Origin of the sequence: Lysobacter spongiicola DSM 21749, from assembly GCF_900167055.1 — a bacterium.
Taxonomy (GTDB): domain Bacteria; phylum Pseudomonadota; class Gammaproteobacteria; order Xanthomonadales; family Xanthomonadaceae; genus Novilysobacter; species Novilysobacter spongiicola.
In genome coordinates this window covers 36,224-62,685 of sequence record NZ_FUXP01000008.1, presented here as the reverse complement: position 1 = coordinate 62,685, position 26,462 = coordinate 36,224, and the positions used below count along the sequence as shown (strand labels likewise).

Here is a 26,462-nt window from a genome sequence, read left to right as displayed (position 1 = left end):
CCCGCAGCCCAGGCGGGAGGGAGCTTTTTTATGTGCGCTGGACTTGTTGCTACCGCGGCGCAGCCGTCGCGGCGGCTGCGTTGCTGCCGGCGGCGGGTGTATCACGCTCGGCATAATAGGTCGGCTGCTGGAAATCGATGTCGATCCAGGCGGTGAGGTCCGAGGGGATGTCGAGGGCGCGGTCCAGCATCGTCGGCAACAGCCCGGCCGGCAGGGCGCTTTCGCCGTTCCACATCATCGCAATGCCGATGTCGCTGTCGGGCAGCAAGGCGATCATGCCGCGATAACCCTGCACCGCACCGGCGTGGTAGACCACGCGATGCCCCGAGTAGTCATACACCCGCCAGCCGAGCCCATAGCCGGCCGAGCCCAGCCGTGCCCTGCGCCACGCCGAGGAACGCGTCTGGTAGGGCGTGTCCACGAGCGGCTGGTGCAGGGTGGCCAGCAGCGGTGCCGGGATCACGTCCGGACGATGGCCACTCTGGGCGATCAGCCACTGGGCCATGTCGCTGGCACTGGCGTTGACGCCTGCTGCCGGGGCTACTTCGTAATACGTGGGCTTGGGCATTACCGACACCCAACCGCCACGACCGCGCACGTGGGGCTTGGCCCAGCGCGCACTGGATTCAATACCTTCCAGCCCGAGGCTGGCGTCGTTCATGCCCAGCGGCTTGAGCAGGCGACGCTGGACTTCCTGGCTGTAGAAGTCGCCCGTGGCCGCGAACACGATGTCGCCGATCAGGCTGAAGGCGACGTTCTGGTAGGCATAGCAGGTACCCGGATCACAGGTGAGCGGGGCATCGGCCAACTTGCGGCTGAGCGTGCGGTAATCAACGTAGCGCTCGAGGTCGCGGTCGTAGTAGTTCCGGGACAGGCCGACACGGTGGCTCAGGATGTCGGCGACGGTCACCTGCTGTGCCGCGCCGGGGCGGCTCAATTGGAAGTTGGGGACGTAGTCGGTGAGGCGGCTGTCCCATCGCAGCGCCCCCTCGTTGACCAGCAGCCCGGCCATCGTGCCGGCGAAGCCCTTTGACAGGGAGGCGAGGCGGAAAACGGTATGGGAATCCACCGGCTCGGCATCGCTTACATCGGTGATGCCATAACCGCGTGCGCTAAGCACCTTGCCGTCATGCACGATGGCCATCGCCAGGCCAGGCACGCGCTGGTCGGCGACCACCTGCTGGGCCATGGCTTCGAACATGCGAACGTCGAAGCCCGCCGGCAGCGGTGGGCCGGCAGGCGGCAGGGGAGCCGGTGCGAAGTCCGCGGCAACACCGTCGACAACGGTCTCGGGCAGCGAAGCGATCTGTTCCGGCCCTGCGGCAGCGACCCCGGATTCCTCCACGTGCAGCACCGTCTGCGCGGTGGATCCGAGCGTGAGCGGAAGGAGGAGGGCGAGTGCCGCCAGCCGCCCCTTGGCCCGCGAGCGCCGATTGACGTCGTCTTTCATAGGTCGCTGCCCCTGCGTATGCTGCGTGTATCCGATCATAGCGCCGTTATCCAGAGGTTCGCGAACAATGACGTTCAGCTTCCTGATTCTGTTGGGTTTAGTGGCCCTGTTCATCTTCTGGGGCGTGGGTATCTACAACGGCCTGGTGACTTCCCGAAACGCCTACAAGAATGCGTTCGCCCAGATCGACGTGCAATTGCAGCGCCGCTTCGAGCTGATCCCCAACCTGGTGGAGACAGCCAAGGGCTACATGGCGCACGAGAAGGAGACGCTCGAGGCGGTGATGAGCGCACGCGCGGCGGCGATGTCCGGTCTCTCCGCGGCGAAGGGGCGCGCGGGTGATCCGGCGGCGATGAAGCAGCTGGGTGCGAGCGAGGGCATGCTCGAAGGGGCGCTCGGCCGGTTGCTGATGGTGTCGGAAGCCTATCCGGACCTGAAAGCCAACCAGAACATGATGCAGCTCACCGAAGAGCTCACTAGCACCGAGAACAAGGTCGCGTTCGCCCGGCAGGCGTACAACGACTCGGTAATGGCCTACAACAACAAGCGCGAGGTCTTCCCCTCCAGCCTCGTGGCGGGCAACTTCGGCTTTGAACCGGCGGCCCTGCTCGAGATTCCGGCCGACCAGCCCGAGATGCGCCAGGCGCCACAGGTCCAGTTCTGATCCACCGACCCCATGGGCCGGCGTCGATGCCGGCTCCGGTGTTCGCGCATCCCGCAGGTGCTGCGTAGATGAACTTCTTTGAACAACAGGCCGCCGCCCGCCGCGCTTCCAACCGGCTGGTCCTGCTCTTCGCCCTTGCCGTGGTTGGGCTGGTGCTGGCGGTGGACGCTGCCGTGTGGTTCGTCGTCGGGCCGGATCCGCAGGCGCTGATCTTCGCCGCCGTGGCGACGGTAGCGGTGGTCGGGCTCGGTTCGCTCTATCGGATGGCCACGCTGGGTGGTGGAGGCGAGGCCGTCGCGCTGCAACTGGGCGGTACCCCGGTACCGGATGATCCGCAGGACCTCGACCTGAAGCGGCTGCGCAACGTCGTGGAGGAAGTCTCCATTGCGTCGGGCGTACCGATGCCGGCGCTGTTCGTGCTCGAGCACGATGCCGGCATCAACGCCTTCGCCGCCGGCTACTCCACCTCCGACGCTGTCATCGCGGTCACGCGCGGGGCGCTGGACCGCCTCAACCGCGACGAGCTCCAGGGCGTCGTCGCCCACGAGTTCAGCCACGTGCTCAACGGCGACATGCGACTGAACCTGCGGCTGGTGGGGGTGCTGTTCGGGATCGCGATGATCTCGCTCATCGGCAGCAAGGTGCTCCGGTTCGGCGCGTTCAGTGGCCGCGGCCGGGGGCGCGGGGGTGGCGCCGGCGCGCCGATCCTGGTGGCGGCGATCGCCGCGCTGGTGATCGGCTACATCGGCCTGTTCTTCGCACGCATGATCCGTGCAGGCGTCAGCCGTAGCCGGGAGCGGCTGGCCGACGCCAGCGCCGTGCAGTTCACCCGCCAGACCGCGGGTCTTGCAGGGGCGCTGAAGAAGATCGGAGGCCTCGCCGACGGTTCGCACCTCAGCCAGCGCGCCGACGCCGAGGAGGTCAGCCACATGCTGTTCGGCGAGGGGCTCGCCTTCAACGGGGTCTTCGGTCGTTGGCTCGCCACCCATCCGCCTTTGGTGGAGCGCATCCAGGCGCTCGAGCCGGGCTTTTCGAGCGACAGGCTGGAGTCACTCTCCCGGCGGTGGCTGGAAGCCCCGCCCCGGGGCCTGGAAGAGGACATGCACCTCGGCCTGCACAGTGTCGGCGCCTTGCCGGCCGTTGCCGGCGACCACGTCCTCACCGGCCCGATGGTCGCCGAGCACGTGGGCCATCCGGACGCGGGCGACTACCTCAGCGCCGATACCATCATGGCGGCGCTGCCCGCCGAGTTGCGCGCAATCGCGATCGACCGCGAACGCGTGATGCCGTTGCTGTTGGGATTGCTGGTCGACCACCGCGAGGACGTCGCCGAACAGCAGGTCGCAGCCATCGGCGTGCGGCTGGGGAAGGAAGTCGCGTTCGAAGCGGCACACCTCAGGCGCCAGCACCTCGCGGCGCTCCATCCAATGCTTCGCCTTCCGCTGGCGAACCTGTGCTTCCCGGTGCTGCGTCGCCGCCCGCGGCCGCAACTGGAGGCGTTCCTGGATGCGGTCAACGCGGCCGTGCTGGCGGATGGAGACGTTTCGCTGTTCGAGTACTGCCTCGGCCGGCTGTTGACGGTCCAGTTGCGCGAGTCGCTCGATCCTTCCCGGCACTTGTCGTTCGGCCGGAAGCGTCCTTCCCAGGTGCGCGACGCGATCGCGACCCTGCTTGCCGTTGTCGCCCATAGCGGGCATGCCGATGCCCGTCAGGCGCAACACGCGTTCATCGCCGGAATGCGCAGCGTGCTGCCCGATGAGCACGTGCGCTACCACCCACCCCGGCGCGGTGTCCTTGCGCTGGAGGACGCGTGGATGCCGCTGGACAGCCTGGATCCCATCGCCAAGCAGATGCTGGTGGAAGCGGTCACGACTTCGATCGGCCATGACGGGCGGGTCAATGTCGCCGAGGCGGAGCTGCTGCGCACCATCTGCGGCGTGTTGCATTGTCCGTTGCCACCGATGCCGACCTCCGCGTGAGTCCTATCGCCATTGCCGGACGGTTCCGTCGTCTGCGTACCGAGCTGGCGGCCTCGCCACCACTGTGGTGGGCGTTGCTGTATTTCTTCAGTTTGCTGTGCGGCTACTACGTGTTGCGCCCGGTGCGTGATGCGATGGGAGCGTCGGGAGACGCCGCGGCCGTGTTCCCGCGCTGGCTGGTGGACTGGAGCGGGGATGCGGGGTTCGCCCTGGGCGAATACACCCTGCAGGTGCTCTTCAGCATGACCTTCGTCGCCATGGTGCTGGCGCAACCCGTCTACGGCGCCCTGGTCGCGCGCTTTCCGCGCCGGGTGTTCCTGCCGGCGGTGTACCTGTTCTTCATCGCCTGCCTTGCCGGCTTCTACTGGCTGTTCCACACGACGATGCCCGGTCGCGGCGCGGCCTTCTTCGTCTGGACCGCGGTGTTCAACCTGTTCGCCGTGACTGTGTTCTGGAGCTTCATGGCCGATGTGTTCGACAACGAGCACGCCAAGCGGGTCTACGGCTATATCGGGGCGGGCGGCACGATCGGTGCACTGGTCGGTCCGGGCATTACCCGCGTGCTGGTAGGGCCGCTGGGGCTGGCCAACCTGTTGCTCGTCTCCGCCGGGTGCCTCGCAGTGTGCCTGTTGTGCATCGTCAAACTGCGCCCGTGGGCGTTGCGGCGCGAGCGCAAGGCGGGCGCGCATGGCGGCGAAGAGGCGATGGGTGGTTCGGTGCTGGCGGGCCTGAAGCTTGTATGGGAACAGCCGCTGCTGCGTGCGCTGGCGATCACCGGCTTCTTCGGGGTAGGGGTCGGGACGCTGCTCTACAACGAGCAGGCCCAGATCGTCCGGGAGTTCTATCCGGGTCCGGAGGCAGGGACGCGCTACTACGCCACCGTGGACTGGGCGGTGAACGGGCTGACCCTGCTGGTGCAGCTGTTCGTCACCCGCTGGCTGCTGCGGCGACATGGCGTGGCGCCGGCACTGCTGGTGCCGGCGGCGGCCATCCTGGTCGGCTACTGCATGCTCGCGGCGTCGCCGCTTCCCATCCTCGTGGCGATGGTCCAGGTGGCCACTCGCGCAGGGGAGTTCTCGCTGGCCAAGCCCGGACGCGAAACCTTGTATACCCGCGTCGACCGCGAAGCCCGCTACAAGGCGAAGGCGGCGATCGACACCGCGATCTACCGCGGGAGCGACCTTACCTTCGTGTGGCTGCACAAGGGCCTGGCCATCTTCGGGTCGAGCGTGGTGTTCGCCACCGGATTCTTCATTGCCCTGGGGATGACGGCTGGCGCATGGAGCGTGGTGCGTGCGCAGCGGGCATTGCCCGATGCACAGGACAGCGACCGGCCGGCGGGCGAGGGCAAAGAGCCGTCACCCGCCAGCCGTTGATCAGGCGACGTCGCGCTGCGGTTGGTCATCTTCCCGGTAGCCCGCCGAACGCAACTCCGCCGGGTCGAAATCGTCGACGCTGATCGCGTCCACCGTCATCTCCCGCAGCTCTTCGAGCTGGCGGCGCTCGTCGGCCGTGATCCACCCCTCGCGCACCCCTTCCTCGAGTTGCTCGGCGAAAGTGAGTGACTCGATGCCGCTGCTCTTGAGCGCCTTGAGGAACTTGCGCTCGACCGGCTCGGCCAGGACCACCGCCGGCAGGTAGCTGTCGATGCGGCCTGCCGGGTTGGTGGCGGTGGGCGTGGTGAACACGCCTTCGGCCAGCCGGTCCCGCGCCTCGTTCGGGGTCATCAGCAACGATGCGGCGCGGCGGCCCAGGCGGTCACTCGGTGCCTGTGCCCGGCGACCCAGCGGGAAGATCAGTGCCCACAGCAACCAGCCGACCGGACGCACCGGGAAGTTGCGCAGGGCAGCCGAAAGCGAGACCTCCATCTTGTGGACGGCGTCGTGGAACGACCAGGCCAACAGCGGCTGGTCGGCCTCCGGGCGGCCCCAATCCTCATAGCGCTTGAGCAGCGCGCTGGTGATGTAGAGCTGGCTGAGCACGTCGCCCAAGCGGCCCGACAGCGACTCCTTGAACTTCAACTTCCCGCCCAGCAGCAGCATCGAGGTATCCGCGCAGAGCGCCAGCGCCGCCGAGTAGCGGTTGAGCTTGCGATAGAAGCGGCGGGTGTAGGCATCGCCCGGCGCCTTTCCGAAACGGGCGCCGGTCAAGCCGAACCACAGCGAACGCACCGCATTGGAAATCGCGAAGCCGATGTGGCCGAACAGGTTGCGGTCGAACTCGCGCAGCCGCTCGTCCTCGTCCTCCAGCGTGGCCGCCTTCATCTCCTTGAGCACCCACGGATGGCAGAGGATCGCGCCCTGGCCGAAGATCATCAGCGAGCGCGTCATGATGTTTGCGCCTTCCACGGTGATCGCGATCGGCGAAGCCTGCCACGCGCGGCCCAGATAATTCTTCGGGCCCAGGATGATGCCCTTGCCGCCGTGGATGTCCATCGCGTCCTGGGCGACCTGCCGGCCCATCTCGGTGCAGTGGTACTTGGAGATCGTCGAGGGCACCGCGGGCAGTTCACCGCGCGCCACGGCGGCGGCCGAAGCCTCCGACAGCGCGCTGATCGTGTAGGCGTTGCCGGCGATGCGCGCCAGCGCCTCCTGCACGCCTTCGAAACGGCCGATCGACAGGCCGAACTGCTTGCGGATCCGGGCATAGGAACCGGTCGCGACGGCGGCCAGCTTGGCACCGCCGCTCGCGGTGGAGGGCAGGGTGATGGAACGACCAATCGACAGGCACTCCACCAGCATCTGCCAGCCCTTGCCGGCATACGCTTCGCCACCGATCAGCTGGCTCAGCGGGATGAAGACCTCACGGCCGCTGAGCGGGCCGTTCTGGAACGGGCTGTTGAGCGGGAAGTGGCGGCGGCCGATGTCGATCCCGGGCGTCTCGCGTGGCAGCAGCGCGAGGCTGATGCCGATGTCGCGCTTGTCGCCGAGGATGCCGTCCGGGTCGTACATGCGGAACGCCATCCCGATCAGCGAGGCAACCGGCGCCAGGGTGATGTAGCGCTTGTCGAAGGTCAGCTTGACGCCTACCACGTTGGCGCCGTTCCAGTCGCCCATGCAGACGATGCCGAAGTCCGGGATCGAGGTCGCATCCGAACCCGCCCAAGGGCCGGTGAGGGCGAAGCAGGGCACTTCGCGGCCGTCGGCCAGGCGGGGCAGGTAGTGGTCCTTCTGTTCCTGCGTGCCGTAATGCATCAGCAACTCGGCCGGCCCGAGGGAGTTGGGCACGCCGACGGTGGAACTCACCACGGAGGAAACCGAGGCCAGCTTCTGGATGACCTTGTGGTTACCCAGTGCGCTGAAGCCCAGGCCGCCGTATTCCTTCGGCACGATCATCCCGAAGAACTTGTTCTTCTTGATGAACTCCCACATTTCCGGCGGCAGGTCGGCGCGCACGTGGGTGATATCCCAGTCGTTGGTCATCCGGCACAGCTCTTCGACCGGGCCGTCGATGAAGGCCTGCTCCTCGGCAGTCAGTGTCGGCGCCGGCTGGTCGAGCAGCACCTGCCAGTCCGGTTTTCCCGAGAACAGCTCGCCTTCGAAGCCGACGGTGCCGGCCTCCAGCGCGACCCGCTCGGTTTCCGACAGTGGCGGGAGGATCTTGGTGTAGAAGCCGAGCAGCGGCGCGGTGATGGTCGGCAGGCGGATCGCCGGCACAAGCAGCGGCACGGCGATGAGCGCGGTGATGACCGCGGCGACGATGGTGGCCACCGGATGGGCCCCCAGCAGCCATGCAGCCACCAGCGCGACGGCGGTCAAGGCCGTCCAGGTAGCCAGGCGCATCCGGTGGTAGGCAGCGAAGGCGCCCACCAGGAGAAGGACGAGGAACGGTGCGGCGATACTCATGCAAGGCACTCCGGCAAACGGTGTGGCGCTGGGAAGGACAGGATAGGCGCGGTCGTGTTGATGTCGCGGGAAACCGGTGCACGATTCCCCACACTCGACCCCGCATCAACATACGCTCGAGTATGGAAACGGGAGTGCCTGCTGTCAACAGGCGACGTACGTTCCCTGCCGGGCCCGTATGGTTGCTACAATCTCCGGTTCATGGCCGTCACCAAGTCCCCTGCCAAGTCCGATCGAAACGCCCGCCTGAGCGCCGAGGACTGGGCACAGGCGGCGCTGGACCTGATCGCCGAACAGGGCGTGGCCGCCGTCGCGGTTGAACCGCTGGCACGTCGGCTGGGCGTCACCAAGGGCAGCTTCTACTGGCACTTTCCGTCCCGCGAGGCGTTGCTGGTGGCCGCACTCGAGCGCTGGGAGAAGGTCGAGCAGGAGCAGGTATTCGGGCAGCTGGAGGTCATTGCCGATCCCCGGGCCCGGCTGCGCGCGCTGTTCGACCTGGTCGCGCACGAATACAAGTCGCACGTGGTGTACTCCGAGCTGCTCAAGGCGCTGGACCACCCGGTGGTGCAGCCGGTCATCGGGCGCGTGTCGCAGCGCCGATTCGATTACCTCACCGCATCGTTCCGGCAGGCGGGTCTGCCACGCACCGAAGCCCAGCACCGCGCCCGCCTGGCGTACGCCGCCTATGTCGGCTTCCTGCAGCTCAACCTGCAGTTGCACCACGCCCGGCTGCAGCACGAAGAGTTCGAGGCCTACGTCGAGCACGTGATGGCCACGCTCATCCCGGGCGCCTGATTTCCGCATCGGCCCGCCGCCGCGGGTCCTCGTCATGAACCTTTTCGGCTGGAGGCCGCCGTCGTGAACGCAATCACCCAGGATGTTTCCGCTTCTACCCATCCAGGCAGCCGCCTGGCGTCGCTCAACCAGTGGGTGGCCGAAGTCGCCGCATTGACCCGCCCGGATCGGGTGCACTGGTGTGATGGCAGCGACGCGGAGAATGCGGAACTGGTCCGGCAGATGGAAGCCGACGGCACCATGGTGAAGCTCAACGAGCAGACCCACCCGGGCAGCTGGTTGCACCGGTCCGATCCCGACGACGTCGCGCGCGTGGAGCACCTGACCTTCGTGTGCACCAGCGAGCGGGAAGATGCCGGCCCGAACAACCACTGGATGGCGCCCGCCGAAGCGCACGCGAAAATGGACGCGCTGTTCGACGGCTGCATGCAGGGCCGGACCCTGTACGTGGTGCCCTACTGCATGGGACCGATCGACTCGCCGCTCTCGCGCTGCGGCGTCGAGATCACCGACAGCCCGTACGTGGTCGCTAACATGCGGATCATGACCCGCATGGGCGCGCCGGCACTGGCGCGTATCGAACGCGAGGGTGAGCGCGGCGGTGCCTTCGTGAAGGGTCTGCACTCCATTGGCGAGCTGGACCCGGATCGTCGTTTCATCATGCACTTCCCGGAAGAGCTGGCGATCAAGTCCTACGGCTCTGGCTACGGCGGCAACGCGCTGCTGGGCAAGAAGTGCCACGCCCTCCGCATTGCCAGCCACCAGGCCCGCAGCGAGGGTTGGCTGGCGGAGCACATGTTGATCCTCGGCCTGCAGGATCCGCAGGGCGAGACCCACTACATCGCCGCCGCTTTCCCGTCCGCCTGCGGCAAGACCAACCTGGCGATGCTGATCCCGCCGGAGGGTTACCTCAAGGACGGCTGGAAGATCTCCACCATCGGCGACGACATCTGCTGGATGCGCCCGGGCAAGGACGGGCGCCTGTACGCGATCAACCCGGAGGCGGGTTTCTTCGGCGTGGCGCCGGGTACTTCAGCGAAGTCGAACCCCAATGCGTTGGCGTCGATCCGCCGCAACACCATCTTCACCAATGTCGGCGTCACCGGCGACAACCAGCCGTGGTGGGAGGGGCTGGGAGAGGGCGAGCCGGCAATCGACTGGCGCGGCGAGCCCTACGATGCCGACAAGCGGCCGGCGGCCCATCCCAATGCCCGCTTCACGGTATCGGCCAAGCAGTGCCCCAGCTGGTCACCGGAGGCGGAAAATCCCGAGGGCGTGCCGATCAGCGCGATCGTCTTCGGCGGCCGCCGCGCCTCGCTCGTCCCGCTGGTGTTCGAAGCCCGCGACTGGACCCACGGCGTGCTGGTCGGGGCAGCGATGGGTTCGGAAACCACGGCCGCCGCGACCGGCGCGGTGGGCGTGATGCGCCGCGACCCGATGGCGATGAAGCCGTTCTGCGGCTACAACTTCGCCGACTACTTCAACCACTGGCTGTCGTTCGACAACGGCGGCAATAAGCTGCCGAAGATCTTCCACGTCAACTGGTTCCGCAAGGGCGATGACGGCAAGTTCCTCTGGCCGGGCTTTGGCGACAACCTGCGGGTGCTGGAATGGATGATCCAGCGCGTGAAAGGCACCGTCGGTGCCAAGGAGACCCCGGTCGGGCTGCTGCCCGACCCGGCGGACCTGGATCTCGACGGTGTCGAGCTCGACCAGGAGGCTCGCGCCAAGCTCTTCGGTTTCGACCGCGAGGGCTGGCAGGCCGAGTTCGAAGGCATCGGCGAGTATCTCGACGGGTTCGGCCCGCGCATGCCGCAGGCCCTGAAGGACGAGCAACAGCGCATCGCTGCCCGCCTGGACCAGGGCGCGTAGCGCCAGCGGGGCCGCTTCCGGCCCGCTGTAGGAGCGGCTTCAGCCGCGACCGGGAGCCCGGTGCGGCATTGCCGCCCCGGGCCGCCTTAAACCTTTTCGGCCGCCCTGGCATCCCAATGGCATGCTCACTGCCGTGATCGAGCCGCCTGGCCTCGTCGAAGCCGACACATCGGAACCGATATCGGAGCGCGCCTTGGTGCGTGCCGCGATGTCAGGCGACGTGGCAGCGTTCGAGGCTATCTACCGCCAACATGTCGGGCGCGTGCGCGGAGTCATCCTCCGCCTGGTCGGCGGCCATGGTAGCCGGGCCGACGACCTGACGCAGGAAGCGTTCGTCCGGGCTTGGCAGGCGCTGCCGGGCTTCCGGTTCGAGGCGGCGCTGTCCACCTGGCTGCATCGGCTGGCTGTCACGACCGCACTGATGGAGATGCGCCGCGGCCGCGCCCGGCCGCAGGACGGCGGCGGCGACGACGGGCTGTGGCTGGTCGGCGTACCCGATTCGGCCGGCGATGGCACTGCCCTGACCATGGATCTGGAGCGGACAGTGGCGTCGTTGCCGCCACGTGCGCGCGCCGTACTCGTGCTCTACGACATCGAAGGCTGGACACACGAGGAGATCGCCAGCGAGCTCGGCATGGCGATCGGGAGTTCCAAGGCGCAGCTGCACCGGGCGCGAGGGCTGCTGCGACAACGTTTGGGAGGCTCGTCATGAACAGAGTGGAACATCCGGACGATCAGGACCTGCGGTTGCGCCTGCGGGCGCTCCGGTGCGAGGCGATACCCCGGCGGGACCTGTGGCCCGGCATTCAGGATCGACTGGGCCCGCGACCCGCGGAGCAGCCGGCAAGGTCGAAGAGGCCGCACTGGCGTCCACTGTTCTCTGTCGCTGCCGCACTGGCTTTGGTTGTCGGCTCGGCAGGTTGGTGGAGCATCATGCAGGGGCCGCACCCACAGCCGGATCCGGCCCGGGCGCAAGTGCAGGTGGAGGCCGAAGGGCTGTCGCGGCAATACGACGCAGCCCTGCTTGAGACTCGAGTGGCCGCCGGTGTCCCGGCACCGCTGCAACCGGCCTACCAGGAGCTGGACCGCAACCTGGAAATCATCCAGCAGGCCCTAGCCCGCGATCCCGGATCCCGACTGTTGCTGGAGCAACTCCATCGGACCCACAAACAGCGCCTGGCCTTGGCCCGGCGCGCCGCATTCAGCTGAACGGAGACCTGCATGAAACCGACACCGCGTAATGCCGCACGAGCTGCGATCCTGGGTAGCGGCCTGTTGCTCATGGCCTTGGGCGCGTCCGCAAGGACTCCCATCAACCAGGAGCACCGCCTGGACCCCGAGGGCAGGTTGGAGATCGAGAACATCAAGGGACGCATTGATGTCGAGGTTTGGGATCGTCCCCTGGTGCAGCTCCGCGGCCACCTCGGCGAGGGGGTGGAAAAGCTTGAGGTGGACGGGGACTCGCGGCGCCTCTCGATCAAGGTCAAATACCCCAACCAGGGCCGGCTCGGGTTCCTGTCCGGCGACAACAGCGAACCCAGTGAGCTGCGGTTGATGGTGCCCCTGCGGGCGGAGCTCGATATCGACGGCGTCTCGGCCGATATCGACGTCCAGGGAACTGCAGCTCGCGCGCTGTCCATCGACAGCGTCAGCGGCAACGTCGCCGTGGTCGGTGCCCCGGGAGAGGTCGGCATCGACAGCGTGAGTGGCGACATGCGCCTCACCATCAATTCGACGGATGTGGATCTGGAGAGCGTGAGCGGCGATATCGACCTGCGCGGACGCCTGGGCGGTCGCGTCAGGGTCGCCACCGTGTCCGGCGACGTGGACGTCCGGGCGCACGAGTCGCGCATACGGGAGCTGGAGGGCGAGAGCGTTTCCGGCGACATGGCCTTTGCCAGCGGATTGTCCAGCGGTGGTTCGATCAGCGCAGAGAGCGTCAGCGGGGATATTTCGCTGCGTCTGCCACCTGACCTGTCTGCAGACGTCTCGGGCGAGAGCTTCAGTGGCGACCTGTCCGCGCCCGGGGCGGAGATCGAGCGCCCGCGGCACGGACCCGGCTCGAGCTTCGAACACCGCTATGGTGCTGGAGAGGGGGAAATCCGGATCGAGACCTTTTCGGGGGATGCCAGGCTACGGCTGGATCTCTAATGGCGATCTGCGACGCATGGTCGGGCCTGCGCCACCTAGGTCTTTCGGCCGAGGAGGGACCAGCCAATCAGAGCGCCGTTTTCATGGTGGAACGGCGCGACCCGCGCATCAGCGAGCCCTTGATGAAGCATGTCCGCAACCAGGATTCCAGCAGCTTCCCCGTCGAGCGCGTGGGCCAACAGCTCCTTCGACCTGAGCGCCGCGTCGGCAAGCGAGCGAGCATACTCGGCATGCAGGTGGAGCGATTGCTCGCATCGACCGGAGCTGGCCGCCGCGGCGACCTGGGTAGCGACGAACTCCCGGGCCTCAAGCAGGAGGTCGGGGACCGGCGTCGCGCGTGCGGCCTGCGAGAGTCGCTGCATCGCCTCGTTATAGCGTTTCTTCGCGTGTGTGGCTTCGGGATCTCCCTGCAACCGCCGCCTGCCTTCTGCGGTCGACGCGAGTGCTGCGTGCCGGTAGATGTCTCCGGTGGCCTCCATGAAACCATCGATTTCCAGAAGCCACTCCGCCATTGGCGCCTCCGCGCGGGCGACCTCGGCCAATCGGGAATCGCTGGCATGGAGCAGGAGTCCGACGTTACCGTCCGGTTTCAGCACCCGCAGTAGTTCCTTGATGGCTGCGGGGCGTTCGGCGTATTCGAACGCGAACTGCCCGACGACGAGGTCGAACGTTTCGTCCGCGAAGGGCAACGCTTCGATCAGCTGGTTCGGGTGGAAGACGATGGCATCGCGGCACGCGTCCGGCGCCTGCCGGACCCAGGTCGGGTCGATATCCGCGTAGTCGACGGCGTCCACCCGGGGCATATCCTGGGCGCACAGTTGGCAGATGAGGGCGGGCAGTGCGCCGTTCCCGGTGCCAACCTCGAGGACGCGCTTTTCGTGGTCAAGTCCCGCGAAGACCCTTTGCCAGAAAGCGCGGACGGCTCCCTGGTAGTGATCAGGTAGCGAGCCCTTCAGGGAGTGCATCGCGCCCGTCGCCCAGTACTGGTTCCACGCTCGGCGGCGGTTGGTGTAATCGGCCATGGCGACAGTGTATCGGGTGGCCGCGTGCTCCCACCAAAAAAAAGAGGGACCCCGAAGGGTCCCTCCCGAAAAACACTATGAGGCAGGAATCAGAAATTCTGCTCGTAGCGGAAGTACGGCGAGGAGCCGTAAGCGTCGTACAGGTAGAAGTTGAACGGACGGCCGTCGTACGAAATCATCTGCGGCATCTTGTCGCCGACGTTGTTCACGCCCAGGGTGACGTTCGCGTTCCACGGCAGGGCCGCCTGAACGTAGACATCGTGGGTCGTGTACGAACCGGTGGCGCTGCCATCCTCACCGTTGTCGCCGATGAAGCGGATGTTGTAGCCGTAGGTGAAATCGCCTGCGACCAGGCGGTTGTTCATGGTTGCACGCAGTTCCGGGAAGCCCTGCAGGCCGACCTGCTCTTCGCCACCATCGATCGTGTAGCTGTTCTGGAACGAAGCACGGAGCTCGTTGTTCAGCTCACCCCAGCCACCCATGTCGAAGTTGGTGCGGAGCGACAGGTCGATACCGTCGGTTTCCACTTCACCTTCGTTGAAGTAGCAGTTGTGGATCTCGGAGATGGCGTTCCCCAGGTCCGGATTGCGCTGGATCGAGCACGGTGCGCCCGGCATCGGGGTCGGGTCGTCGCCGATGTCGATGTTGATCAGCTTCTGCGAGCTGTAGTACGCGATACGGTCGGAGATCTCGATGTTCCAGTAATCCACCGACACGTTCAGCCAATCGGTCGCATCCCACACCACGCCGAACTGGTACTGATCGGACTCTTCCGCGCCCAGGCCTTCGGCCTTTTCACGGAACGCGTCACGCTGGACGCCGAGGTTGCCGCCTTCCGCGTTGCAGTACGCTTCAGCCGAGCCATACTCCGCCACCTGGGCAGCAGTGTAGTCCTGGAACGCCAGGCAGGTTGCCGGGTCGTAAACCGTATCGGCGGAGAACGCGGTCGCCTGCGAGATGATGTCGAGCGTCGGAGCCACGAAGCCCTGGCCCACGGAGCCACGCAGCGTCAGGTTCTCCAGCGGCTGCCAACGGAACGATGCCTTCGGGGCGAAGTTGCTGCCGTAGTCGGAGTAGTCCTCCCAACGGCCGGCCAGGTTGACCTCGAAGGTCGAGGTGATCGGCAGCTGCCACTCACCATAGAGCGCCGACACTTCGCGCGAATCGCCTGCCGAGGCACCCGAGCTGCCCAGCACCACGCCGGCGGCCGAGAGCGAGTCGTAGATATCAGCGAAGTCTTCCTTGCGGAACTCACCGCCGACAGCGATACCGGAGCCGCCGCCACCCATCTGGAACAGGTCGTACATCGTCAGGTTGAAGTACGCTTCCTTGGTGGTGAACTCGCTCTGGCGGGTGATCGTCGCCTTGATGGAGTTCAGCACGTCTTCGGGCGTGGACGCCGGATCGTAGATGTCGTAGAGACCATCGTTGATGGCCTGCTCCGCCAATGACTGCACGATGTAGTTCTGGCCGAACTCATTGTAGTCGTACGTGTTGTAGCGCACGCCGGCGCGCAGGTCGGCGTTGTCGCTCAGACGGCCATCGAAACCAAGGTTGATGTCGTAGACGTTGGCGTTGGTGTTGTTGTCACGGTTACCCGCGGCCGCGAAGCGGTGGTACAGGTACGTGATGTTCCCAGGCGCGGGGTTGCTTGCCGAGTCCGGATCCAGCACGACGACGCCCGGGGTCGGCGCGTAGCGGCCGAACGACTTGGTGTTGGCCACGCAGGTGCGCAGGTACATCGACCAGTCGTCGTTGATGTCGAACGTGCTGTTCGAGAAGAACGACTTGTTGTTGTAGCTGGCTTCGTCCGCGGCAACGCGGTTGAAGTCGTAGACGCAGCGACCGGTACCTTCCTGGATATAGAAGTTCGTGTTTTCGCAACCACCCGGCACCGGCCAATAGACGTCATCGTCGCGGGAGGGGTCGCGCAGGGCTGCACCGGTGTCAGGATCAACCGCTACATAGTTGTTGCCGTAGATGCTGGAACCCAACTGGGCGCCCCAGGGACGGTCGCGGGTATAGATCATCTCGCGGCGGTTGTGCGAGAAGCCGGCCACGGTGTTGCCGCGGTCGCCGCTGATGCCCACGATGGCGGCGGCTTCGTCGGTCGCGCCCCACTCGGGGATCGACTTGCCGACCATGATGCTCGCGCCGTTGTAGTCCTTGCGGGTGATGATGTTGATCACGCCGCCGACGGCGTCGGCGCCGTAGATCGCCGATGCACCGTCGGTCAGGACTTCGATGCGCTCAACGGCGGCCATCGGGATGACGTTGAGATCCTGCGAGGACGCCGAGAACGGAGCCTTCGGTGCGCGGTGGCCGTCGATCAGCACCAGGGTGCGGTTCGAACCCAGGCCGCGCAGGTCGGCGAACGCGCCGGCCTGTGCCGAGCTGCCCGACTGCGGGCGGAACTGGCCGGTGGAGCTGAAGTTGGTGGTGCGCAGGTAGTCGGCGACGGATGCTTCACCGCTGGCTTCGATTTCCTGGCGGTCGATGACGACCACCGGGAGCGCGCCCTCGACGGTGGCACGGGTCAGGCGCGAGCCGGTGACTTCGACGCGATCAAGGGTGGTGGCTTCTTCGGACTGGCTGTCGCCAGTGTCCTGGGCAAGTGCGCTGCCCATTCCGATGAAGCCGGTTGCGCTCATGGCGATCGCGAAACCAATCGCGTCGCGGAGCTTGGTGGTCTTCAAGGTCATGCTCTCTCTCTCCAAGTGTGACTTGTTTGCCCATGGGGACCTTGTTGCAAGCGTCGAAACCGATGCGCCAAAAACAGCAAGGTCGGCCGATACTAGCCCTTCCTCAGGCAAAATTAAAGTGTCGTTAATTGTTGGCGTGCGAGATCCCAAGGAAGTTTGAATTGTCCTTTGGAGACAATCACTTACACGTAAGCCGATGGTGAAAGCACTTCAATGAGGGGCTGCAGTGATACTTCATGGCGATGCCAGCGTCCCAGCGAGCGGGTATGAACAGGCTCCTTTACCTGCCAGCGACTGGGCGTCTGCACGCCGCGCTTGCTGCGATGGAAGTCCAGACAGCGCTCATCCCAGTCCAGTCCGATGAACTCCAGGAGCCTCCTGGCCTGTGTCTCCGGTTCTTGTGCCAGTGAGTGGTAGTCCATTTCGAGCAGGCTGATCGGGAGGGTCTTCGTCCAGTGGCGCATCAACCGGACGTGCGCGTTGATGTAGTGGCCGAGGTCACGCAGGTCGGTGGCAAACCGGGCGTCGGGCGAGAAGTTCTGGCTGTAAATCGAAAGGCCGATGTCGCGAGGGTCGCGCCTCATCCAGATGACCCGGGCCCGGGGAAACATCGAGGCGATCAGTGGCAGGTGGAAGAAGTTCAGCGGCGCCTTGTCGACGAAACGCGTCTTCGCGGTACCTTCAGCGTGGCGGCGGACTGAGGACATGTAGCTGTCCGCCCATTCGCGTAACAGCCCTGAGGGGTACGGCGGTTTGCCCGCGGCGTCTGCCCGCTGGGCTATCAGCGCCATGTCGGGTAACTCGCCGCAGCCAATCGCTAGCGGATGGGCTGCGATGATCTGCTCGGTGAGGGTGGTCCCGCTTCGGGGCATTCCCACGATGAACACCAGCGATTCGTCTTCTCCAGCCGCGAAATCCGGTCCCTCGGCTTCCGCTGGGGAGGAGGCAAGCGCGTCGGCGACCCACTGCTCGAGCGCTTCCCGGTCCATCGGTCCCGCCGTCCGCCGACGCGCCCGGTTGGCATCGGCCCAGCTTGCAAAGGCAGCAGCGTGATCGCCGAGCGAATCCAGCACCTTGCCCAATTCGTAACCGATCAAGGCACGGTCGGTGTCTCCAAGTGCTGCGCCGGCTTGGAGGCGCTGGGCCTGCGCCACCAACTGGCTGCTGCCATCGCCTTGCCCGAGGCCCAGCAGCGCACTCAGTGGAAGCGCCCAGTCCGGTTTCAAGTCGAGCGCGGTCTGGTACGCCCGGCGGGCTCCATCACGGTCGCCGTCGTCCTCCAGTGCCTGTCCAAGTGCAAGCCAGAGGTTTGCAGCGTCTGGAGAGGTCGACACCGCGTCCCGGTAGTTCGATACCGCATCGCGGTGCATCCCGAGCCGGCTCAGTGTTTCTCCCAGCCGCAGCCTTGCGTGTACATCGGATGGGGCCGCCTTCGCAATGCGTGTCCACAGCGGGAGCGACCCAGGAGCATCGCCTGCCTCGAAGAGGAGTTCCGCCAGCTCACGCTGGACCATGGGGTGCGACGGGGAAAGAGAATGCGCCTTCCGCAGAGCGTGGATGGCGTCACCGGTGCGCCCCATGCGTCCCGCGGTGACCCCGACCAGGAGCCAAGGCTCGACGTCGTCGGGCGCGGCTTCGGTGGCCTGTTCGAAGCAAGGCAGCGCCAGCTCCATTCGACCCGTCTGCGCCAGCACCTTGCCCAGTTCGCATCGAAGTACGGGATTGCGGGGCAAGAGTTCGCTGGCCCGCTGCAGGTGGGCCACTGCCGCCTCCATTCGCCGTGCCTGCAGCGCAATTACGCCGAGCAGCCGATGCGCATCCGCATCCGACGGTTGATGCATCACATGGCTTTCGAGGACTTGTTCAGCGCGGAGGGTTTCACCACGCCGGAACATAGATTCGGCTTGCGCGACCGTGTCGGATCTTTGCATTGGCAGGCTGGAAAAGGATGGGGCGCCCAATCCTACTTGCCGGCTAACGGAAAATCCGATTCCCCGAGAATGATCAGAGATCCTGCTCGTACCGGACGTAGGGCACGGTGCCTTCGTCGACGTCCGCATCGCCGGGGGCGAAGGGGTTCCGGCCACGGGTCACGACGTTCTCGGCACCCACGGTGAGCTTGCCGCTCCAGGGGGTGCGCCACGTCAACCCGACACCCAGGCCTTCCCAGCGGCCGGGGTCGCTGGGGGTTTCCACGACGCGGCCGATGATGTCGGCGCCAAAATCGCCGTAGTCCGCGCCGAGGGTGATGGAGTGGGTGTTCCAGCGATCGGCGAGGGCAGGGACGTCGCCTGCGGGGATCAGGCGCGCACGTGCCCAAGTCCCGGCGATGGACACGGTGGCTTCGCTGCCGATGTTCTGCTCGCCATAGACGGTCAGCGCATTCTGGTCCAGGCGGCCGGGCTGGTTGTTCGGGCTCAGCCATGCGGGCAGTGCATCGCGGGCGCGGCCGAGCGACAGGCCGATCCTGCTACCGGAGCGGGCGACGCTGGCACCCACGCTGCCGCGACCGTTGCCACGCTCCTGGTCGAGCGAAGCGAGCAGGCAGTGGTTGGCGAGGTTGCCGATGGTGCTGGACAGTCCGGACTTGCGGTCGCAGACCAGGCCCAGCGTATTGCCCGCGCCCAAGCCAAAAGCGGCATCCAGCGAGGTGCTGCCGACCCGCCACCGTGCGCCATTGGCGGACGCTCCGGTCGGCTCCAGAAGCAGGACCGCCTCCAGCTTGCCACTGGACTGGTTCCAGACCGGGAGCACGGTGGAGTCGTCGCGTGCCTTCGACTGGGCGTGTGCGCCCGTAGCCACGCCAAGGGCGAGCAACAGGGCGAGCGGCAGTCTGAGAAGGCGCGATTGCATGGTTGTCCTTACGACCGGAAAGCTCCGGCGTAGTTCCCCTCTGGCTGGGACTCGATACTAGGATGTTTATGATTGTTTAACAATCAACGCGGCGTGAAGTCGTTACTGCAGGGTGTCCGGGGCCTCCATGCCCGGCGCAGGCGCGTCCAGCAGTGCCCGGACGTCCCCGGCGGAGAAGCTGTAGCGCTGGCCGCAGAACTCGCAGCGGATGCGCGCCTCGCCGTCGATGACCGCCCCCATCGCCTCTTCCTCCCCCAGCGACACCAGCATCGATTCCACCCGCGCCTTCGAGCAGGAGCAGGCGAAACGCAGGGCCTTGTCGCCCAGGGTCCGCACCCCGTCCTCGTGGAACAGCCGGGTGAGCAGGGTGTCGGCGGAAAGTTCGAGCAGCTCCTGGCTGGTGAGCGTATCGAACAGCACCCCTGCACGCGCCCAGCCATCGTCGTCGCCTTCATCGCCGGGGAGTTTCTGCAGCATCAGGCCCGCCACCTTCTCGTGGTCGCCCGCCAGCAGCAGGCGGGTCGGCAGTTGTTCCGACTGGCGGAAGTAGTCCTCGAAGGCGCCGGCGAGCGACTCCGACTCCAGCGACACCAGACCCTGGTAGCGGTTCGGCTCGCGGCCGCTCAGTCCCGGGTTTTCGATGGTGATGGCCAGCATTGAGCCCGGGCCCATGTGCCTGAGATCCCGCGGAACCGCACCGCCATCCTCCGCCAGACGCACGATGCCCCTGAGGTCGCCGGCCGCCGTGCACTCGGCGAAAAGGGTGCGCAGCGTGCCGGTGCCCTTCAGCTGGACCGACAGGCGCCCGTCCACCTTGGCGTGGCCGGTGAAGAGCGCGGAGGCGGCAAGCGCTTCACCGAGCAGCTCCAGGGCTGCCGGTGCCTGCGCTTCGACGTCCTGCATCAGGCTGCGGATGTGTTGCCAACTGTCCTGGAGGTGGACCCGCACGCCACGGACACCGGCGCCATCGATCAGGAACCGCGTGAGCGTGTCGGGGCCGGCGGCTTCGGACGGGGTCGGGCTGGAAGGCTGGGGAGAGGTCATGGGGTGCTCGTGCGGAGGGGTGCCTGTGCCGCGATAATGGCGGCGGGTCGATTGGATCCAGCCACAGATGGGGGCGCTGGTCCGCCGGTGCAACAAGTTAACGATCCCGCTGTCCATGATGCGTCACCACGACCGCGTCGTCGCTGGCTGCGCCGCCTGCTGGCGCTGCCGCTCGTCCTGGCGTTGTTCACGGTGCTGCAGGTGGCGTCGCTGAGGTTCATCGATCCGCCGTTCTCCGCGTTCATGGCGGCGCGGCAGTTGCAGGCGATCACCTCCGGTGAGCAGGACTTCAACCTGGCCTACGACTGGCGCGACCGCGAGGATGTTTCAGCGCATCTCCCCCTGGCCGTGGTCGCCGCCGAAGACCAGAAATTCGCCGGGCACCACGGCTTCGACATCGAGGCCATACGCAAGGCCCGCAGGAACAACGAACGCGGCGGGAAGGTGCGGGGCGCAAGCACGATCAGCCAGCAGACGGCGAAGAACCTGTTCCTCTGGAGTGGCCGCAGCTGGGTGCGCAAGGGGCTTGAGGCCTGGTATACGGCCCTGATCGAACTGATGTGGCCGAAGTCCCGCATCCTCGAGGTCTACGTCAACGTGGCCGAATTCGGTGATGGCGTATACGGCGCGCAGGCAGCCGCGACCCGCTATTTCGGCAAGGATGCAAGCGCACTGCAGCCCGCGGAGGCGGCGAGGCTGGCGGCGGTGCTGCCCAGCCCGAAACGCTACAGCGCGGAGCGACCTGGCCCCTACGTGCAGCGCCGTACCGCGGCGATCCAGCGGCAGATGCGGCAGATCGGCGGAACCTCCTACCTCGACCAGCTCGACTGAGCGATCGTCGCGGGCATTGCAACACCCGGGCACTTGTAGGAGCGGCTTCAGCCGCGATCGTCAAGGCGGCACGGGCGCACGATCATCCGATCGCGGCTGAAGCCGCTCCTACAAGGGCGGGGCGGGCGGCTACCATGGCCCCATGAGCGCGAACCCCCAGCAAGATCGCCTGACTGTCGTCATCGCCGCCTTCAACGAGGCCGAGAGCCTGCCGCTGTTGCATCCGCGCATCGGCGTCGCGCTCGATGAAGTGGGGTCGGCCTACGGCATCGAATGCCGGGTGCTGTATGTCGACGACGGCAGCCGCGACGACACTTGGGCGGTGCTGCAGGGCATCGCGGCCGGCGATGCGCGGGTGGGGCTGCTGCGGCTGTCGCGCAACTTCGGCAAGGAACTGGCGCTGACCGCCGGCCTCGACCATGTCGAAGCCGGTGCCGCGCTGATCCTCGACGCCGACGGGCAGGATCCGCCGGAGCTGATCCCGCAGTTCGTCGACAAGTGGCGGCAGGGTCACGACGACGTCTATGGCACGCGCCTGGAACGGGAGGGCGAGGGCTGGTTCAAACGCGCCACCGCCCACGCCTTCTATCGCGTCATGGGACGGCTGTCGAAAACCCCGATTCCCGCTGATACCGGCGATTTCCGCCTGCTGTCCCCGCGCGCACTCGCCGCGCTCGGCCAGTTGCGCGAGCGCCATCGCTTCATGAAGGGCCTGTTCGGGTGGGTCGGCTTCAACAGCGTGTCCGTGCCGTACCACCGTGCGCCGCGCTCCGCCGGACGCAGCAAGTTCAGCTTCTGGCGGCTGTGGAACCTTGCGCTGGAAGGCGTCACCAGTTTCTCGACCGCGCCGCTGCGCCTGGCGACCTACCTGGGGCTGCTGACCGCACTGGTGGCCTTCGGCTACGGCTGCGTGGTGATCGCCAAGGCGCTGTTCTGGGGTGATCCGGTGCAGGGCTGGCCGACCATGATGTCGGTGATCCTGTTCCTCGGCGGCGTGCAGTTGATCGCCCTCGGCCTGATTGGCGAGTACCTCGGACGGCTGTACGAGGAGTCCAAGCAGCGGCCGTTGTACCTCGTCGACACGTGGCAACCGGCAGCAGGGGTATGCTCGGGGCAGGTCCAGCTCGTCCAGGGAGGCGGCCATGCGAACCGTGCAGCACCTGCTAGAAGCGAAAGCGCCTGAGATCTTCTCGATAGGGCCCGACGCGCCCGTGGTCGACGCCATCCGGCTGATGGCCGAGAAGCACGTGGGTGCGGTACTGGTGATGGAGTCGGACCGGCTTGTCGGCATCATGTCCGAACGCGACTACGCCCGGAAGGTGGTGCTGCAGGGACGGGCCTCGTCGTCCACGCCCGTCCGCGAGATCATGACCGCGGAAGTGATCACGGTCGGTCTCGAGGACACCTGTGACCAGTGCATGCAACTGGTCACCCACCGCCGCATCCGCCACCTGCCGGTGGTGAGGGGGCAGGAAGTGCTCGGCGTGGTGTCGATCGGCGACCTGGTGAAGGCGGTGATCGAGGACCAGCAGGTCGAGCTCGAGCAACTGCAGCGCTACATCACCAGCTGAGCGGTCTTACTGGAGCTGCCCGGCCTCATTCGGCGTATTTCCCACCGCATCCGGCGTCCTCCCCGGGACCCAGCTCCAGCGTGCCAAGCAAGGCCGCCGGCGGTGCGATGCTGCCCAGCGTCAGCGCGATCGCGGCCCTCAGCCCCACTCGCCCGAGATCCGGGCGCAGGTCCGGTTGCTTGAAGGTGCCGTCCACCAACAGGGGCGAGCGCAGCGACAGCAGGCTGCGGTCCTTGGGTCGTGGCTTGATGACCAGGTCGAGCCGCTCCTCGCCAAGATCGATCGTGCCTTCGCCGATCAGGATGGTGTCGGTGGTATCGAAGGCAAAGGAGCGGGTATTCATCACGCCCCGGGTGACCTCGAAGTCGCCGAAGGCGCAGCGCACCGGGATCATGCGGTCCTCGGTCAGCTTGAACTTGATGATCTCGGCCAGGTCGATGCCGGCCATCTCCATCAGCAGGTTGCTGATGCGGCCGTGGCCCATGCCGATCACGACCTCACCATCGCTGCTGCCGAGGATGGCTGCGATGGAGTTTCCGGTACCGGATAGCCGTGCATCCCCCGCGGCCTTGCCCACCGCGTTCTGCGCGAGCTCCACTTCCGGCAGGAGGCTCGAGATGTCGAGCCCGCGCGCGTTGATGTCGGCGGTGGTGGCGATAGTGTCCTGGCGGGCATCCATGCGGATGGTGGAGCGGATGTTGCCCCCCGCGACACCGAAGTCCAGCGGATCCAGCCGCAGCAGACCGCCCTCGAGCTTCAGGTGGGCGTCCATGTCGTTCAGGGGCAGGGACGGCGCTTCGATCGTCGCCGCCCTCAGCCGGACATCGGCATCCATCGAACGCAGCTTTTCCAGCTTGTAGGGCGTGTCGGGCAGGACCGTCGCCTCGACTGCTTCCTCGCGGGCCTGCGCTGCAAGCTCCGGATTGGTGGTGTCGCCGTTGCCTGCGTCGGGTGCGGCGCCGACGAATCCTGCGAGGTCGTCGAAATCCAGATGGTCGGAGTGCAGGTCACCACGGAACATCGGGCGCTCGCCGCCGGTGGTGATCGCCACGTCGCCGCCCAGGTCGCTGTCGCCCACCTGCCCGGAGAAGCCGTCGTAGTGCCAGGTGGTCAACGGTCCTTCGATGTCCCGCGTGAGGCGACCCTCCACCGAGTACGGCGGTGTCGGTGGCAGCGCCAGGCCAAGCAGGGGATAGAGGTCCTCGAGGTTCTGTCCGGACAGCTCCAACTGCAGGTCGAAATCCGCCAATCGGAGCGGGTCGAGCAGCGTGCCCGTGGCGTGGGCGCGGGTACGGCCTGCCTGTGCGCGCAGGTCGATGCGGTAAGGGGTGTCAGGGTCGGCCAGTCCCAGCGGTGATTCCGCCGTGCCTTGCGCGGTGAAGTCGCTGCCTTCCCATCGTCCGGCGCCGTCGACCGCGATCAAGGACGATGGCCCTTCCGTGGCGGGGGCGCTGTGGAGGCCCACCTTGATGTCCGTGTCATTGGCCGCATCGAGGAAGCGCAGCTGCCCGCGGTTGACTACAAGCCTCCGGAACTCGACGTCGCTATCGCCATCGCTGTCCCCGAACTGCCAGTTGCCTCCGCCCTCGGGCCGGGTCTCCAGGCGAAGCACCGGGTGATCCAGGTCGATGCGCGGTATCCGGACCTGTCCCCGTAGCAGGGGGAGCAGTTCGATGGCGATCCCCGCGTGGCGCGCGGCCGCCATGGTGGGCTCGTCCGACCAGTCCGCGTTGCCGAAGCTCAGGTCCTCTCCGCGTACGACCGGCGTCCAGCCCAGGTCCACATCGAGGTCACCACCGATGTCGAACTCGCGGCCGGTCCCGGCTTCGACCTGGCGCTCGAGCGGACCCTTGAACCAGTTCCAGTCCCAGAGCAGGACGAGAACCAGCAACGCCACCACTGCCAGCGCAAGCGTCGTCAGCCAGGGGTGGCGTGCGGGCCAGCCCGACCACTGGCGCCTGGTAGGCCTGGAGGTATCCATGGCGCAACCATCGGCACCCCCCGGTCAAGCGGTGGTGAATGCACCGCGGCCGGTTCAGGTCGCGGTGGGGCAAGCCTCGATTACTCGACCGGAGCGGCGTGTCCATGCTCCCGGGTTGCCAGGAACTCGACGTCCGGCGCCCGCTCCTGGGCCAGTTGCAGGTTCACCCGTGTCGGCGCGAGGTACACCAGGTGTCCTGCCGCGTCGATCGCCAGATTGGTGGCGTTCTTGTCGCGGAAGTCCTCGAGCTTCTTCTCGTTGTCGCAGCGCACCCAGCGGGCGGTCGATACATTGACTTGTTCGAAGATCGCATCCACGCCGTATTCGTCCTTCAGCCGGTAGGCCACCACGTCGAACTGCAGCACGCCCACGGCACCCAGGATCAGGTCGTTGCTCATCAGCGGCTTGAAGAACTGTGTCGCGCCTTCCTCGCTGAGCTGGGCCAAGCCCTTCTGCAACTGCTTGAGCTTCAGCGGATCGCGCAGGCGCGCGCGGCGGAATAGTTCCGGGGCGAAGTTGGGGATGCCCGTGAACGACAATGCCTCGCCTTCTGTGAAGCTGTCGCCGATCGAGATGGTGCCGTGGTTGTGGATGCCGATGACGTCGCCGGAGAAGGCGGATTCGGCGATCTCGCGGTCGGAGGCCATGAAGGTGAGTGCGTTGGCCAGCTTCATCTCCTTGCCGCTGCGGACGTGGAAGGCCTTCATGCCGGCGGTGAACTTGCCGGAGCACACGCGCATGAACGCAACGCGATCCCGGTGCTGAGGGTCCATGTTGGCCTGGATCTTGAACACGAAGCCGGTGAGCTTTTCCTCGGTGGGGTCCACCGGGCGGCTGGTGGTCTCGCGGGGCCGGGGCGATGGCGCGTGGCGCACGAAGAAATCCAGCAGCAGCTGCACGCCGAAGTTGTTGACCGCCGAGCCAAAGAACACCGGGGTCTGCTCGCCCGCCAGGTATCTCCCGACATCGAACGGGTGGCTGGCGCCCTGGACCAGTTCCAGTTCATCCCGGAGCTCGGCCAGCACCTGCGCCCCCAGCCGCTCCTCCAGGCCGGGGTCGTCGATCGACCCGAAGATGGTGGAGTCCTGGCGGGTGAAGTTGCGTCCCTGTTCGTACAGGTGCACCTCTCCGCTGACCAGGTGGACCACGCCCTTCAGGCGCTTGCCCATGCCGATCGGCCAGGTGATGGGGGCGCACTGGATGCCGAGCACGCTCTCGACTTCGTCGAGCAGCTCGATCGGGTCCTTGCCCTCGCGGTCGAGCTTGTTGATGAAGGTCATGATCGGCGTGTCGCGCAGCCGGCAGACTTCCATCAGCTTGATGGTCCGCTCCTCCACGCCCTTGGCGACGTCGATCACCATCAAGGCGGAATCCACCGCGGTCAGCACGCGGTAGGTGTCCTCGCCGAAGTCCGCGTGGCCGGGGGTGTCGAGCAGGTTGACGATGCGGTTCTCGTAGGGGAACTGCATCACCGACGACGTCACCGAGATGCCGCGCTCCTTCTCCAGGGCCATCCAGTCGGACGTCGCATGGCGTGCGGCCTTGCGGCCCTTGACCGATCCGGCCATCTGGATGGCGCCGCCGAACAGCAGCAGCTTTTCGGTCAACGTGGTCTTGCCGGCGTCGGGGTGCGAAATGATCGCGAACGTACGGCGGCGGAGGGCTTGTTCTGCGACTTCGGACATGGCGTAGGCGCGCGGCA

Annotated in this window: 20 protein-coding genes; 11 read left to right on the top strand and 9 right to left on the bottom strand. The window is 66.5% G+C overall.

Features of this window, described 5'->3' with window-relative positions; all coding sequences use genetic code 11:
* Nucleotides 1-49 precede the first annotated feature (49 nt).
* Entirely contained in the window at nucleotides 50-1,450 is a 1,401-nt protein-coding gene (locus B5D37_RS10485; protein WP_078758687.1) for a serine hydrolase domain-containing protein, read from the bottom strand.
* Nucleotides 1,451-1,517: 67 nt separating this feature from the next.
* On the opposite strand from B5D37_RS10485, the gene B5D37_RS10480 reads away from it, so the two are divergent.
* The 3 genes from B5D37_RS10480 (at nucleotide 1,518) to B5D37_RS10470 (ending at nucleotide 5,469) form a co-directional block, all read left to right on the top strand.
* Entirely contained in the window at nucleotides 1,518-2,114 is a 597-nt protein-coding gene (locus tag B5D37_RS10480; protein ID WP_078758686.1) for a LemA family protein, read from the top strand.
* Between the two features lie 68 nt (nucleotides 2,115-2,182).
* A complete protein-coding gene (locus tag B5D37_RS10475) occupies nucleotides 2,183-4,093 on the top strand; it encodes a M48 family metallopeptidase (protein ID WP_078758685.1) in 1,911 nt (636 codons plus the stop codon).
* Complete coding sequence (locus tag B5D37_RS10470; RefSeq protein ID WP_234987818.1) at nucleotides 4,090-5,469, top strand: NTP/NDP exchange transporter; 1,380 nt, start codon at nucleotides 4,090-4,092, stop codon at nucleotides 5,467-5,469. The genes B5D37_RS10475 and B5D37_RS10470 overlap by 4 nt, the downstream gene beginning before the upstream one ends.
* On the opposite strand, the gene B5D37_RS10465 is transcribed toward B5D37_RS10470, so the two are convergent.
* The gene (locus B5D37_RS10465) at nucleotides 5,470-7,938 is read right to left on the bottom strand and encodes an acyl-CoA dehydrogenase (RefSeq protein WP_078758684.1); all 2,469 of its coding nucleotides are present in this window, start codon (nucleotides 7,936-7,938) and stop codon (nucleotides 5,470-5,472) included.
* A gap of 201 nt (nucleotides 7,939-8,139) precedes the next feature.
* Between B5D37_RS10465 and B5D37_RS10460 the strand changes: the two genes are divergently transcribed.
* From B5D37_RS10460 to B5D37_RS10440, 5 genes are all read left to right on the top strand, one after another.
* Nucleotides 8,140-8,733: a TetR/AcrR family transcriptional regulator gene (locus tag B5D37_RS10460; RefSeq protein WP_078758683.1), complete on the top strand. Its 594-nt coding sequence runs from the start codon at nucleotides 8,140-8,142 to the stop codon at nucleotides 8,731-8,733.
* A 63-nt stretch (nucleotides 8,734-8,796) separates the two neighbouring features.
* Nucleotides 8,797-10,605 (top strand): phosphoenolpyruvate carboxykinase (GTP), encoded by a 1,809-nt coding sequence (locus tag B5D37_RS10455; protein ID WP_234987816.1) that lies wholly within the window; start codon nucleotides 8,797-8,799, stop codon nucleotides 10,603-10,605.
* A 121-nt stretch (nucleotides 10,606-10,726) separates the two neighbouring features.
* The gene (locus B5D37_RS10450) at nucleotides 10,727-11,317 is read left to right on the top strand and encodes an RNA polymerase sigma factor (protein ID WP_078758682.1); all 591 of its coding nucleotides are present in this window, start codon (nucleotides 10,727-10,729) and stop codon (nucleotides 11,315-11,317) included.
* Between the two features lie 221 nt (nucleotides 11,318-11,538).
* Complete coding sequence (locus B5D37_RS10445; protein ID WP_078758681.1) at nucleotides 11,539-11,814, top strand: hypothetical protein; 276 nt, start codon at nucleotides 11,539-11,541, stop codon at nucleotides 11,812-11,814.
* Nucleotides 11,815-11,826: 12 nt separating this feature from the next.
* Nucleotides 11,827-12,756, top strand: a complete 930-nt coding sequence (locus tag B5D37_RS10440) for a DUF4097 family beta strand repeat-containing protein (protein WP_078758680.1) — start codon at nucleotides 11,827-11,829, stop codon at nucleotides 12,754-12,756.
* A 35-nt stretch (nucleotides 12,757-12,791) separates the two neighbouring features.
* Here the strand turns inward: B5D37_RS10440 and B5D37_RS10435 are convergent, their stop codons facing one another.
* From B5D37_RS10435 to hslO, 5 genes are all read right to left on the bottom strand, one after another.
* Complete coding sequence (locus B5D37_RS10435; RefSeq protein ID WP_078758679.1) at nucleotides 12,792-13,778, bottom strand: class I SAM-dependent methyltransferase; 987 nt, start codon at nucleotides 13,776-13,778, stop codon at nucleotides 12,792-12,794.
* An 89-nt stretch (nucleotides 13,779-13,867) separates the two neighbouring features.
* Nucleotides 13,868-16,480 carry a TonB-dependent receptor plug domain-containing protein gene (locus tag B5D37_RS10430; RefSeq protein WP_078758678.1) on the bottom strand — a complete coding sequence of 871 codons (2,613 nt, stop codon included), beginning with the start codon at nucleotides 16,478-16,480 and terminating at the stop codon, nucleotides 13,868-13,870.
* A gap of 182 nt (nucleotides 16,481-16,662) precedes the next feature.
* Complete coding sequence (locus B5D37_RS10425; RefSeq protein WP_078758677.1) at nucleotides 16,663-18,540, bottom strand: tetratricopeptide repeat-containing sulfotransferase family protein; 1,878 nt, start codon at nucleotides 18,538-18,540, stop codon at nucleotides 16,663-16,665.
* A complete protein-coding gene (locus B5D37_RS10420) occupies nucleotides 18,485-19,333 on the bottom strand; it encodes an XOO1806 family protein (protein ID WP_078758676.1) in 849 nt (282 codons plus the stop codon). The genes B5D37_RS10425 and B5D37_RS10420 overlap by 56 nt, the downstream gene beginning before the upstream one ends.
* Before the next feature lie 102 nt (nucleotides 19,334-19,435).
* Nucleotides 19,436-20,377, bottom strand: a complete 942-nt coding sequence (hslO, locus tag B5D37_RS10415) for an Hsp33 family molecular chaperone HslO (RefSeq protein ID WP_078758675.1) — start codon at nucleotides 20,375-20,377, stop codon at nucleotides 19,436-19,438.
* Between the two features lie 36 nt (nucleotides 20,378-20,413).
* On the opposite strand from hslO, the gene mtgA reads away from it, so the two are divergent.
* From mtgA to B5D37_RS10400, 3 genes are all read left to right on the top strand, one after another.
* The gene (gene mtgA / locus B5D37_RS10410; protein WP_078758674.1) at nucleotides 20,414-21,208 is read left to right on the top strand and encodes a monofunctional biosynthetic peptidoglycan transglycosylase; all 795 of its coding nucleotides are present in this window, start codon (nucleotides 20,414-20,416) and stop codon (nucleotides 21,206-21,208) included.
* Nucleotides 21,209-21,350: 142 nt separating this feature from the next.
* Nucleotides 21,351-22,391 carry a glycosyltransferase family 2 protein gene (locus B5D37_RS10405; RefSeq protein ID WP_078758673.1) on the top strand — a complete coding sequence of 347 codons (1,041 nt, stop codon included), beginning with the start codon at nucleotides 21,351-21,353 and terminating at the stop codon, nucleotides 22,389-22,391.
* A complete protein-coding gene (locus tag B5D37_RS10400) occupies nucleotides 22,351-22,779 on the top strand; it encodes a CBS domain-containing protein (RefSeq protein ID WP_078758672.1) in 429 nt (142 codons plus the stop codon). Before B5D37_RS10405 ends, B5D37_RS10400 begins: the two co-directional genes overlap by 41 nt.
* A gap of 25 nt (nucleotides 22,780-22,804) precedes the next feature.
* Here the strand turns inward: B5D37_RS10400 and B5D37_RS10395 are convergent, their stop codons facing one another.
* Complete coding sequence (locus B5D37_RS10395; protein ID WP_078758671.1) at nucleotides 22,805-24,760, bottom strand: AsmA family protein; 1,956 nt, start codon at nucleotides 24,758-24,760, stop codon at nucleotides 22,805-22,807.
* Nucleotides 24,761-24,840: 80 nt separating this feature from the next.
* Nucleotides 24,841-26,445 (bottom strand): peptide chain release factor 3, encoded by a 1,605-nt coding sequence (locus B5D37_RS10390; RefSeq protein WP_078758670.1) that lies wholly within the window; start codon nucleotides 26,443-26,445, stop codon nucleotides 24,841-24,843.
* Nucleotides 26,446-26,462: the final 17 nt, after the last annotated feature.

Bases quoted from the DNA above. Each gene is read 5' to 3' on its own strand.
- B5D37_RS10420 (WP_078758676.1), bottom strand. From the start codon at position 19,333: ATGCAATCGCGCCTTCTCAGACTGCCGCTCGCCCTGTTGCTCGCCCTT.
- B5D37_RS10475 (WP_078758685.1), top strand. From the start codon at position 2,183: ATGAACTTCTTTGAACAACAGGCCGCCGCCCGCCGCGCTTCCAACCGG.
- B5D37_RS10485 (WP_078758687.1), bottom strand. From the start codon at position 1,450: ATGAAAGACGACGTCAATCGGCGCTCGCGGGCCAAGGGGCGGCTGGCG.
- B5D37_RS10440 (WP_078758680.1), top strand. From the start codon at position 11,827: ATGAAACCGACACCGCGTAATGCCGCACGAGCTGCGATCCTGGGTAGC.
- B5D37_RS10395 (WP_078758671.1), bottom strand. From the start codon at position 24,760: ATGGATACCTCCAGGCCTACCAGGCGCCAGTGGTCGGGCTGGCCCGCA.
- B5D37_RS10430 (WP_078758678.1), bottom strand. From the start codon at position 16,480: ATGACCTTGAAGACCACCAAGCTCCGCGACGCGATTGGTTTCGCGATC.
- B5D37_RS10445 (WP_078758681.1), top strand. From the start codon at position 11,539: ATGCAGGGGCCGCACCCACAGCCGGATCCGGCCCGGGCGCAAGTGCAG.
- B5D37_RS10465 (WP_078758684.1), bottom strand. From the start codon at position 7,938: ATGAGTATCGCCGCACCGTTCCTCGTCCTTCTCCTGGTGGGCGCCTTC.
- hslO (WP_078758675.1), bottom strand. From the start codon at position 20,377: ATGACCTCTCCCCAGCCTTCCAGCCCGACCCCGTCCGAAGCCGCCGGC.
- B5D37_RS10405 (WP_078758673.1), top strand. From the start codon at position 21,351: ATGAGCGCGAACCCCCAGCAAGATCGCCTGACTGTCGTCATCGCCGCC.
- B5D37_RS10390 (WP_078758670.1), bottom strand. From the start codon at position 26,445: ATGTCCGAAGTCGCAGAACAAGCCCTCCGCCGCCGTACGTTCGCGATC.
- mtgA (WP_078758674.1), top strand. From the start codon at position 20,414: ATGGCGGCGGGTCGATTGGATCCAGCCACAGATGGGGGCGCTGGTCCG.
- B5D37_RS10425 (WP_078758677.1), bottom strand. From the start codon at position 18,540: ATGCGGACGTCGACGAAGGCACCGTGCCCTACGTCCGGTACGAGCAGG.
- B5D37_RS10480 (WP_078758686.1), top strand. From the start codon at position 1,518: ATGACGTTCAGCTTCCTGATTCTGTTGGGTTTAGTGGCCCTGTTCATC.
- B5D37_RS10435 (WP_078758679.1), bottom strand. From the start codon at position 13,778: ATGGCCGATTACACCAACCGCCGCCGAGCGTGGAACCAGTACTGGGCG.
- B5D37_RS10450 (WP_078758682.1), top strand. From the start codon at position 10,727: ATGCTCACTGCCGTGATCGAGCCGCCTGGCCTCGTCGAAGCCGACACA.
- B5D37_RS10400 (WP_078758672.1), top strand. From the start codon at position 22,351: ATGCGAACCGTGCAGCACCTGCTAGAAGCGAAAGCGCCTGAGATCTTC.
- B5D37_RS10460 (WP_078758683.1), top strand. From the start codon at position 8,140: ATGGCCGTCACCAAGTCCCCTGCCAAGTCCGATCGAAACGCCCGCCTG.